This window comes from Candidatus Accumulibacter phosphatis, assembly GCF_012939955.1.
GTDB lineage: Bacteria > Pseudomonadota > Gammaproteobacteria > Burkholderiales > Rhodocyclaceae > Accumulibacter > Accumulibacter delftensis.
Map to the genome: position 1 here is coordinate 1 of NZ_SPMY01000076.1, position 10,186 is coordinate 10,186.

General features: G+C 61.8%; 7 protein-coding genes and 1 pseudogene. 7 read left to right on the top strand and 1 reads right to left on the bottom strand.

Annotated features, from left to right (window positions below; genetic code table 11):
• Positions 1–614 precede the first annotated feature (614 nt).
• The 5 genes from E4Q23_RS20430 to E4Q23_RS20450 all read left to right on the top strand — a co-directional run bounded on the left by E4Q23_RS20430 (position 615) and on the right by E4Q23_RS20450 (position 7,569).
• A complete protein-coding gene (locus tag E4Q23_RS20430) occupies positions 615–1,406 on the top strand; it encodes a B12-binding domain-containing radical SAM protein (protein ID WP_169068336.1) in 792 nt (263 codons plus the stop codon).
• A gap of 137 nt (positions 1,407–1,543) precedes the next feature.
• Complete coding sequence (locus E4Q23_RS20435) at positions 1,544–2,254, top strand: hypothetical protein (RefSeq protein ID WP_169068337.1); 711 nt, start codon at positions 1,544–1,546, stop codon at positions 2,252–2,254.
• 35 nt (positions 2,255–2,289) lie between these two features.
• Complete coding sequence (locus E4Q23_RS20440; protein ID WP_169068338.1) at positions 2,290–5,160, top strand: putative bifunctional diguanylate cyclase/phosphodiesterase; 2,871 nt, start codon at positions 2,290–2,292, stop codon at positions 5,158–5,160.
• Between the two features lie 105 nt (positions 5,161–5,265).
• Positions 5,266–7,392, top strand: a complete 2,127-nt coding sequence (gene glgX, locus E4Q23_RS20445) for a glycogen debranching protein GlgX (protein WP_169068339.1) — start codon at positions 5,266–5,268, stop codon at positions 7,390–7,392.
• Between the two features lie 30 nt (positions 7,393–7,422).
• Positions 7,423–7,569, top strand: a complete 147-nt coding sequence (locus tag E4Q23_RS20450; protein WP_169068340.1) for a hypothetical protein — start codon at positions 7,423–7,425, stop codon at positions 7,567–7,569.
• Between the two features lie 52 nt (positions 7,570–7,621).
• On the opposite strand, the gene E4Q23_RS20455 is transcribed toward E4Q23_RS20450, so the two are convergent.
• Complete coding sequence (locus E4Q23_RS20455; protein WP_169068341.1) at positions 7,622–8,899, bottom strand: HD-GYP domain-containing protein; 1,278 nt, start codon at positions 8,897–8,899, stop codon at positions 7,622–7,624.
• Between the two features lie 215 nt (positions 8,900–9,114).
• Here E4Q23_RS20455 and E4Q23_RS24280 point away from each other — a divergent pair.
• Both E4Q23_RS24280 and E4Q23_RS20460 read left to right on the top strand, forming a co-directional pair.
• Positions 9,115–9,395, top strand: a pseudogene (locus E4Q23_RS24280) (Fic family protein); the annotation flags it as partial.
• Between the two features lie 173 nt (positions 9,396–9,568).
• Complete coding sequence (locus tag E4Q23_RS20460; RefSeq protein WP_169068342.1) at positions 9,569–9,871, top strand: hypothetical protein; 303 nt, start codon at positions 9,569–9,571, stop codon at positions 9,869–9,871.
• The last annotated feature ends 315 nt before the right edge of the window (positions 9,872–10,186 follow it).

The window sequence follows — 10,186 nt, forward strand, 5'->3', positions numbered from 1 at the left end:
CATCGCCATGGGCGTGCCGCGTCGCGATATCGGCGTGCTGTCGGCTGGGCACAAGCACGGTTTTTCTGCCCGAANGCAGCGACGGGATCCCGGATGAACTGTGCCGGTCGCGCGCCAGCACCGGCTTCCTGCCGGAGTTGGTCAAGGTGGGCAAGACGATCATCGCCGATCCTCCGGATGCGCACACTTTCATTGCCCACCTCATGCTCGACGGCGGCTTGCCGGCCGACGTCTCCTGTTGCCCCTTCACCGACACCGCGATTGTGCGCATGAATCCGGTGATTCAGCCGGTTATCGATCCAGCGACGGGCCAGTGGAGCGTTCCCGCCGGCTGGACGGTCGAAGAGTTTCGCCGCATCGCCGAAATGGATATCGCCTCGCGCCGGCAAGAGGACGTCGAATTGATCAAGCGACTAGGCGAGGGTTGGTTGCGGGATGGTTGGCACAATCAGCCTATCCGGGGTTGCGGCATCTGGGCGTCACCGGCTCCGGACTCGCCTTCGCCCCCCTTGCCGACTACGGATCACCTTTGTGAAATTGGCCATCGCTGGTATAGCAACGCCAAATCCGCCTGGACCGCGCTGTCGGCTTGACGACAGCGGACCGAGCCCGGCATGCCCAATCCACGAATCCTGATTCTCAACTGCTATTCCGACAACCACCGCAGCGCACGCGGCACCCCGTGGATCATGCCGCAGTCCATCGCGCCGGCGATGCTGGCCGGAATGCTCGATCCCGCCCGCGTCGACATTCGCCTCGCCTGCGAGTTTCGCAGCGGTCCTTTCGAGGATCTTGGCGCCCTGCAATGGGCCGAGTTGTTGGTATTGACCGGCCTCAACCCGGCCTTCGACCGCATGAAGCAGGTCACGGCCTACGCCCGAACGGTCAATCCGGGCATTGTCGTCGCCATGGGTGGTCCCTTGGCGCGAATGCTGCCGAAGCTCAGCCGCCGCTATTTCGATTACGTCTGCAGTGACGATGTCGAGCAGGTGGTCGCGCTGGTCGATGCAGTCTTTGGCCCCGGGCACGCCGCCGAGATACCCATCCCGCGCCATGATCTGTTACCCGGAAGTCGCATCATCGGCTACGCGGAGGCCTCGCGCAACTGCAACTTCCACTGCAACTTTTGCTCCATGACCGCGGAAGGCCGCGAATTCATGAGCTATGACCTGGACGATGTGCGCCGGCAGATCGAGGTCCTTGGCTACCGTCAATGCGTCATGTTCCTCGATCAAAACTTTTTCGGTGGCCCGCGCGCCCACTTCAAGGCGCGCATGGCCCTCCTCAAGGAGCTGTACGAGCAAAGGAAATTCGGCGGCTGGGCAGCCCTGGTGACCGCCGATTTCTTCACCAACGCCGACAACCTGTCGCTGGCGCGCGCAGCGGGCTGCATCGGTTTTTTTTAGCGGCGTCGAATCGTTCAGCCGCGCGCAGATCAGCGCTTTCAACAAAAAAACAGAATCTGCTGCTGCCGCAGGAGGAAATCATCCGCTCCTGCCTGGAGGCCGGTCTGGTCTTCCACTACGGCCTGATCTTTGATCTGGTGGAGCAAAGAATCGACGACCTGCTCGCGGAAACCGACTTCATCGTTGCCAACCCGCGCATTACCCTGCCAAGCTTCCTCGGTTTTGCCATCCCGCTGCTGGGCACGCCACTGTTCAGCCGCCGCCTCCAGGAGGGCCAGTTTCTGCCCAACGTCCGGCTGCGCGACATGGATGGGCGATCGCTCGTCTGTCACCCCGAGGACGCCATCGAGAAAGCCGTGGCTTTTGCCGCACGCATGGACAAGGGCCTGATTTCCAAACGCAAGCTGGCGGCGCACGCGTGGCAGTTCTTTCGCCGCTATCGTACGACGCTCTCCAAGTGGGGACTGCTGAGCGGCCTGGGAAATGCCTGGGCCATGAGCTACCCGCGTTGCGGCAGCAATGGTCGCGACGGCATTCGGCCCGGCCGGGACGGCTGCCGCAGCTACCTTGCCAGCTCCGAACCGCTGGGGTCACTCTACCGTCCCCGGATCTGGATCCCCGAAGCTTACCGCGGGCATTTCGAGCCCCTGTGCGTCACCGACCCCGATGGCGAACTGCACGCTGAGCTGATTGACGATGCCGCCAGCCTGCTGCCGCAGGGCAGAGCCGCGACCAGGATCGAAGTGACGACGATTCCCCCCTATAATGCGATCGCAATGCTCGAACACGTGCAGCTTCCCGGCATCTCCGAAGACAGGAAGCGTGCATGCCAGGAAACGACAGGATAACGCGTGCGATGACCAAGCGGCTCTGCAAATGCCTGATGTTTTTGATCTTGCTAGCCTTCGTGCTGCAGTGGACCGCGCCGAAAGCCGCTACCGTGTCGACCGGACTGACGCCCTTGTGGGATGCCCCAAAAGGTCCCGGGCAGTCGGACGATGCGAGCCGTTGGCTGACCCAGCTGCGCGATTCGGTGTCGCTACCGCGCGCGGGTTGTAAAAAACTGTCCTTGCCAGACCTGTCGCTTACCAAGCCAGCGCGCGCTTTCCAGATAGCCATCGAGCGCCATCAGTGGGCTAACGGATCGCCGATCGTCTACCTGCAGGAACCGATTGCCGAGTTCTTCATTGTCGTCGCCACCGACGTCAATGCTTGCCCCTGGTTGTCGATTTCCGGTCGCGGCCTGCCGTTTGGCCACCGTGACATCGTCAGCCCATTCCCCTATGCGCGCCTTCCTGCCTTGCCAGAAGGCGCGGTAATCACGGCCATCGTGCAGGACTACAAAGCCATCCGCCCCTGGATCATGCTCGCCAACGAGAGCAGCTTCGTGCGCGACAACACCGTGCTGTGGGTTGGCTTGGGGGCCTACAGCGGCATCCTGCTGATGATGATTGTCGTCGCCGTAGGCTTCGGCGCTTACGCAGGCAGCCGCGTCGCGCTGGCCTACGCCGCTTACTGCGTCGCGCTGCAGGTCTGGCTGGTGCAGAACTTCGGTATCGGTTCGGCTTTCGTGCCGTTCTGGCCTGGCCCGCAGTACTTCCCGACCCTGCAGGCAATCTCGGTGGCCGGCGTGGTCCTCGGTATTGGCTTCGCGGCGCTCGAATTCCTGCAGCTTCGTGGCAAGGTTCGCGCCGCGGTTGCCGGCTCCGTCCTGCTCAGCGCGATCTTCTTCCTGGGTTCGGCATGGCACGCGGCCGGCTACCGCGCCGGCGCAGCCGTTCTCTTCGTCCTTGCCGTGGCCACCATGGTGCTGCTGGTCAGGAGCGTGTTCACTGGCGATGCCTCGCTCCGCCTGTTCACCCTGGGGCTGGGCGCGACCCTGCTCGGCGGCGGGGTGCAGGCTTTTTCGGTCATCGGCAGCGGCGTCGAAGTCAGCCGCCTGGCGGCCTTCGCGTTTCCGATCGGCAGCCTGTTTCAAGCCGCTTTCTGGCTCGCCGCACTGATCATCCGGCTGCGCGACGAGCACCGCGAATTGCACGAACTCGAGGAACGACAGGCGGCGATCATGTGGGCGACGCCTGATTTGATCCTGGTCGTCGACCGGCAAGGAATCTGCCTCGACTACAAGCAACCTTACGCGACGCGATTCTTCGTCACCGGCAGCGAACTGCTCGGCGCGAACGTGGCCGCGGTTCTGCCCAGCGAAACCGCGAGCATCATCCAGCGGGGCGTCGAACAGGCACTGCAACGAGACGACCTGCAATCGGTGTTCCTCGAGTTGCCGCTAGAGGGAAGCATCCACCACTACGAGGCGCGAATCGCGCCGAACGGACCCAACAAAGTGGTCATCGTCGTCCGCGACATCACCCTCCAGAAGCACAGCGAGGAAAAAATCCGGCGCCTGGCCTACTTCGACACACTAACGGGCCTACCCAACCGTCAGAGTTTTCTCGAACGCCTGGACCGCGAATTGTTGCGCGCACGCCGCACGAATCGTCGGATGGCGCTGCTGTTTCTCGATCTCGATGGCTTCAAACGGATCAATGACACCCTCGGCCACAGCGCTGGTGACTGCCTGCTGCAAACCATCGCCGAGCGCTTGCAGGAAAAACTGCGCGCCGGGGCCTTCATTGCCCGGCCGGCGCTGGACGAATCCAGCCTGCACTTCGCACGCCTCGGCGGTGACGAGTTCACCGTCGTTCTGCCCGATGTCGACAGCGCCGAGACCGCCTGCGTAGTCGCCCGGCGAATACAAACGCTGCTTGCACAACCGGCCCTGATCGGCGAACAGGAGGTCGCGGTCACCTCGAGCATCGGCATCGCCCTCTTCCCCGACGACGGCCTCGATGCCGCAACCCTGCTCAAGCACGCTGATACCGCGATGTATTACGCCAAGGAGCAAGGGCGAAACAACTGGCAACTGTATGAGCGAACACTGACGACGCGAACAACGACACACCTGGCTCTGGAAGGCGATATTCGCAAAGGCCTCGAACGCGGAGAATTTTGCCTCTTCTACCAGCCGCAGGTGCGCGCCGACGATGGGACGGTCGTTGGAATGGAAGCCCTGATGCGCTGGCAGCATCCGCAGCATGGCCTGGTATCGCCGGCACGGTTCATCCCCGTGGCCGAGGAAAGCGGCCTGATTATCCCGATCGGCGAGTGGGTCCTCAATACTGCCTGCGGCCAGGTGCGGGAATGGCAGCAGCGTGGCGTTTCGGTACCGCGGGTGGCGGTAAACGTCTCGGCACGCCAGCTTGGTGCAGCGGATTTCCTGGACAGCGTCGAGGCGGCCGTCGTCGCCACGGGCATCTCTGCCGACCGACTCGAACTGGAGTTGACGGAAAGCATTCTGATGGATCCGAAGGCCGAACGCATCGAGGGGCTGTTTCGGCTGCGCGCAATGGGGGTGCACTTCTCGATCGACGATTTCGGCACCGGCTACTCATCGCTGTCGTACATCAAGCGCTTCCCGATCGGCACGCTGAAGATAGATCACAGTTTCATCCGCGGCCTGCCGCAGGATGCCGATGATGCGGGGATCACCACCGCGATAATCGCCATGGCCCGCAGCCTCGGTCTGGAGGTCATTGCCGAAGGTGTCGAAACCATAGAACAGCTCGACTTCCTGCAGCGTGCGCAATGCCCGAAACTGCAAGGCTACCTATTCAGTTACCCGCTGCCGGCAGACGAGATGGAAGCGCTTCTGCGTCGTGGCCACATCGCCCTGCCTTCGCACACCAGCGAACAATGAGCCAGATTCCTTCGCCAGCAGAACGATTACGCTCCGAAAGGCAAAAATAAACACCCGACCGCGCCGCAATAATGACCGTTGCGGATTTTTTTTTGAGGGGGTGACATGGATACCCGTATTGACTTCCATCCGACACACCAGCACGGCGCTTACAAACTTCGTCCCGGGCGCACTTATCCCTTCGGCAGCACCCTGGTACCTGGCGGCGTCAACTTTTCGATCAGCTCCGGCCACGCCACCGCGTGCACCCTGGTGCTCTTCGAGAAAGGCGCGCCGGAGCCATGCGTGGAAATCCCCTTCCCGGACACCTTTCGCATTGGCAAGGTCTGGTGCATGGTCGTCTTCGATCTCGACGGCGAGCGTATCGAGTACGGCTATCGCATGGACGGCCCCTGGGATCCGGGAGCCGGACACCGCTTCGACCGTTCGAAAATACTCCTCGATCCCTACGCCAGGGCGATCGGCGGCCGGACGGTCTGGGGCACGCCACCCGACTGGAACAACATCTACCCGCAGCGTGCGCGCCTGATCTTCGAGGACTTCGACTGGGAAGACGACCGTCCTCTGGAAACGCCACTCGCCGATCTGGTGATTTACGAACTGCATACGCGCAGTTTCACCGCCCACTCGTCGGCCAGCGTCAAGCACCCCGGCACCTATGCCGGCATCGCGGCGAAGATCCCCTATCTGAAGGAACTGGGGGTGAGCTGCGTCGAACTGATGCCGATCTTCGAGTTCGACGAATTCGAGAACAGCCGCGCCGAGCCGCTCACCGGCGAAATGATGTTCAACTACTGGGGCTACAGCACGATCGGCTTCTTCGCGCCCAAGGCGGGCTTCGCCGCCACGGGCCCCTTCGGCATGGAGGTGGACGAGTTCAAGAACCTGGTCAAGGAGTTGCACCGCAACGGCATCGAAGTCATCCTCGACGTGGTTGTCAACCACACCGCCGAAGGTAACGAGAACGGTCCGACACTCTCCTTCCGGGGCATCGACAACCAGACCTTCTACATGCTGACGCCGGAAGGCTACTACTACAACTTCACCGGCTGCGGCAACACCCTCAATTGCAACAGCCCGGTGGTGCGCAACATGTTTCTCGACTGCCTGCGCTACTGGGCGGCCGAATACCACATCGACGGCTTCCGCTTCGATCTGGCCTCGATTCTCGGCCGTGCCCCCAGCGGCGCACCGCTGCCCAACCCGCCACTGCTCGAAAGCCTGGCCTTCGACCCGGTGCTCGCCAACTGCAAGCTGATTGCCCAAGCCTGGAACGTCGGCGGCCTCTATCAGGTCGCCTCCTTCCCGGCCTACGGACGCTGGGCCGAGTGGAACGGCAAGTACCGCGACGACATTCGCCGCTTCCTGAAAGGGGACGACGGCATGGTGCGAGTAATGGCCGAGCGCATCCAGGGCTCACCGGATCTCTACGGCTGGAATGAACGCGGGCCGACGGCATCGATCAACTTCATCACCTGCCACGACGGGTTCACGCTCTACGATCTGTTCGCCTACAACGACAAGCACAACGAAGCCAACGGCGAAGGGAATCGCGACGGGGGAAACAGCAACCATAGCTGGAATTGTGGCGTTGAAGGCGAAACCGACGATGTACAGGTCAATGCCCTGCGCCAGCGCATGATCAGGAATGCCCTGGCCATCCTGCTGATGAGCCACGGCATACCAATGATCCTGATGGGCGATGAACTGGGCCGCACGCAGCGCGGCAACAACAACACCTACTGCCATGACAACGACTTGAACTGGCTCGACTGGACGCTGCGCGAACGCAACAGCGATCTGTTCGACTTCACCCGCAAGATGATCGCCTTGCGCAAGGCTCACCCGCTGCTGCGCACCGGCGAATTTTTTGGCACCCGCCGCTCGCCGGCCGATATCATCTGGCACGGTACACAGGCATGGAAAGCGGACTGGTCGGCAGACTCGCGCGCCCTGGCCTTCATGCTCCGGGAACGGCAGGCCGGACAAGGAGGGAATGCCACGCCAGTGCTCTACATGGCGATCAACAGCTTCTGGGATGCCCTGCCCTTCGAACTGCCGGAACTGCCCACCGACTATCACTGGCACCTGTTCGCCAACACCAGCCTGCCGGCCCCCGGCGACATCCAGGAACCGGGTCAGGAAATACCTCTGCAGGAGAATCTGCGAAGCTTCCTGGTTGGCGGACGCGCGGTGGTGATCCTCGTCGGGCGCCCGCGCCCGCAAGCCTGACCCACAGACCAATCCTTGGCGTCAGCAAACATGACCTTCAGCAGCGGTGTAGAAATGAAGGGCCGCGAGGCATGGATCACCCGTGCAGGCGAACTTGACGCAGCGGTGGCCGGCGAATTCCACCAGGCTATCGAGCAGGTCGCCGGGCAGAAGTCCGAGAAAGCGTGCCCGGCCTGACTGGCAAGGTCCGCTGAAAGAAAGCTGCGCCGACTGACGAATCGCCGCCGCCTTACTGCAAGCGCCCGTTCAGCTGCAGAAGCCAGTCCCGGATGGCCACTTCGCCGGGCTCCTCCGTCGTCTCCAGAGTGGGAAAACGGCAGAAAACATCCTGGATGATCCCCTTTAACTGCCAGCCCGCTTCACGCGCCAGCATGGCCAGTTCACGCACTTCGCCGGGCTGGTCACGAATGTCGGCGCACACCGATTTGAGCTGATCCGGGTGCAGACCGGCGTCGGCCAGCGAACGCTCCAGCGTCGCCACGCGATCGGTCAGAAAAGCCCCGACGACAGGTGCGCCGGCAGCATAGTGCCTCATCTCTGAACGCGCCTTGCTCCATTCATCGAAGTCGTCGGCAAGGCTTTTGATCCGCTCCGCGTTGCGGATGTCCTGCTCGCTATCCGTCTCGTCGACGATCCCTTGCTCCAGCAGCTTCAGGATCACGCTCGACATCTGCGCGTCGAACTTGCTGTGGTTCAAACGCAGGATCAGCGACAAGCGTTGCTCGGGGGCGCTGGTTTTCTTGTCGAGAACGGCTGCGACCACCTCCGCCAGCAGCAGTATGCGTCCCATGACGCTGATCTCGGCGCCTTTGAGTCCGCGCGGATAACCGCTACCGTCGTGTCGTTCGTGGTGCTCGAGAATCGCTCTGGCGACCGCCTGCGGGTACTCGGGTCGCTGCCTGACGATCATCGTCGCCGTGAGTGGGTGCGCGTGCAGTTGTCGCCGCTCGGCGGCATCGAGCCGGTGATCGGGCTGCAGCATTTCCGGATCCACATGCAGCATGCCAATATCGTGAATCAGCGCGGCTGCGGCGAGCGCCCGCAGGTCGGGCACCTCCAGCTCCTGGCGTATGCCCAGGTAAAGCGCAATCAGCGCCACCTGCAGGCTGTGCTCGAAGAGAGCGCCGCCGCGATCACGGGCGACGGTCAACCTGAAGGCCATCGCCTTCGGCAACGCTATGCTGCCAATGGCGCCGAGCAAGGTGACGCGATCGCTGAGCTCGGCTGCAAGCCGCCCATAGAAAGGCTGCTGCGTGATCAGAGCTTCAGCCTGATTGCGCAACTCCTCCAGCGTAACCGCCTTCTCGGCGGTGAGGCTCTCGTCAATAGGCAGCTGCAAGCGGTGATTGATCAGCCGTTCGAACAGCCCGCTGTCGACCCGCAGGCCGCGCTCGACCAACTTCATGCCATTGCTGGAATAGATCGCCTGGTGGGCAAGCACCTTTTGCGAGTCGCCGAGTTCGGTCGCGGCCTTGAGGTAGTGTTCGTCGTTGCTTTCTTCGGCCATCAGAGTCTATTTGTTCCTCGCCAGCTTGCGGGCGGTGCAGGACGTCGGGAGCGGCTTGCTGCCTTCTCGCCGCAACGGAAAAAGGGTGATTTTACATCAGCATTGCCGAGTCACCCGTCGCAGCGGGGGTAGGCAACAATCATGGCTGACAGCGCAGGAAGGTGTGTGCTCACCGGCCACCGAAACGGGTATAAATGGATGCGCTATCGGACACCATGATCGGCTCCAGCACCGTCCACCAGATCACTCCTGAAATCCTCGGTCCCATGGCTGGCATCGATGAGTTCAAGGGCGCCTGGCGTTTTCTCGGTACCTTGGCTTGGCACCGGGTCGGCGCGCCGCGTTACGGCGGGTGGCCACCATCGAGAGTATCGGCTCATCCACCCGCAGCGAAGGCAGCCGGCTTGCGGACCGTGACGTCGAACGTCGGCTGTCCCGGCTGCAACTGGAGTCGGAGTCGTTTACCAGCCGCGATGAGCGGCAGCTAGCCGGCTATGTTGGCTCACAGCGAGAAGGACGCCTGCCACCGGGAAAAACCACAAAACCTCGTCGAAGAACAGCGAACCCCGTAAAGCAAGCTCTCTGGCCGGCGGCGACCATCCCGCTCGTTGCCGGCCCTCGCCGCCCACACCCTGGACAGATCGATCGATGCCGGAGAACCAAGGGTCCATGCCGACGATCGATCATTCCATCAAAAACATCGAAGGTTTCATGTTGGCGATAGAACGGTCCATGAAAAACATGGAACATTTCATCTCGCTGATGGAACGGTCCATGAAAAAGATGGAACATTTCATCCCGCTGATGGAACGTTCCATGAAAAATATGGAACGTTTCATCAAGACGATAGACGCTTCCGTCAAAAACATGAAACGATCGAGCTTGGCGATGAACCATTCCCTGCCAACGACAGAAGGCTTCAGCACCGACAGGGAGCGATTCGCCAATCTCGGCCAATTGGTTGGAGCGTGAAAGATTTGAGAAAGACCACAATGTCAATTTTGCTAGTGGGCGCCTCGCCAAAGGTTGGGGCTGGCTTTGTGATTCCACGAACCAAAAGGCACTGGCAATTATTGGCAGCGTATTGGCCGCGCTTGCAGGAGGCGGCTGGACTGTGTATACATGGCTCATAGCGAGAGGCTGGTTCAAGTGACGCCCAACCCATCATTCCACCGGACCTGCGCGAAAAGCCGCGCAGGCCGGTGAATTCAAACGTGTGCGCCGGGCATGGCGCGTTACTTCGTAGGTGAAAGTCCTATGGCCAGGTTTTCGCAGAGCCGAAGGCAA

Bases quoted from the DNA above. Each gene is read 5' to 3' on its own strand.
- E4Q23_RS20440 (WP_169068338.1), top strand. From the start codon at position 2,290: ATGTTTTTGATCTTGCTAGCCTTCGTGCTGCAGTGGACCGCGCCGAAA.
- glgX (WP_169068339.1), top strand. From the start codon at position 5,266: ATGGATACCCGTATTGACTTCCATCCGACACACCAGCACGGCGCTTAC.
- E4Q23_RS20450 (WP_169068340.1), top strand. From the start codon at position 7,423: ATGACCTTCAGCAGCGGTGTAGAAATGAAGGGCCGCGAGGCATGGATC.
- E4Q23_RS20460 (WP_169068342.1), top strand. From the start codon at position 9,569: ATGCCGACGATCGATCATTCCATCAAAAACATCGAAGGTTTCATGTTG.
- E4Q23_RS20430 (WP_169068336.1), top strand. From the start codon at position 615: ATGCCCAATCCACGAATCCTGATTCTCAACTGCTATTCCGACAACCAC.
- E4Q23_RS20455 (WP_169068341.1), bottom strand. From the start codon at position 8,899: ATGGCCGAAGAAAGCAACGACGAACACTACCTCAAGGCCGCGACCGAA.